Annotated in this window: 1 protein-coding gene; it reads left to right on the top strand. The window is 46.4% G+C overall.

Annotation, left to right across the window (positions count from 1 at the left end; translation table 11 throughout):
* The coding region (locus tag Q1A41_RS20275) for a hypothetical protein (protein ID WP_299982984.1) at positions 1-276 on the top strand (276 nt) is incomplete at both ends.

Genomic DNA, 276 nt, shown 5'->3' with positions numbered 1-276 from the left:
ACTACCACCGTAACGATTACTGTTACTGGCACAAGTGATGGCGCACCAACTGTCACCATCGATGACAATAACGCTGGTGCAACCGGTGACGAAAGTGTTGCCGAAGATGCCAATACAGCTGGTAATACATTTACGATCAGTACGCCTGATGGTTTAGGTTCGTTGAGTATTGCAGGCCAAAGTATTACAGCGGCCGCTTTAAATAACGCTTCAACAAGTAACATCACAGTTAACACCCCAGAAGGTGTACTAACCATTACCGACTTCAACTCAGCC

Source organism: uncultured Pseudoteredinibacter sp., assembly GCF_947502065.1.
Taxonomy (GTDB): domain Bacteria; phylum Pseudomonadota; class Gammaproteobacteria; order Pseudomonadales; family Cellvibrionaceae; genus Pseudoteredinibacter.
The sequence above is the reverse complement of the archived record's forward strand: the minus strand, read 5'-3'. Positions and strand labels throughout refer to the sequence as shown.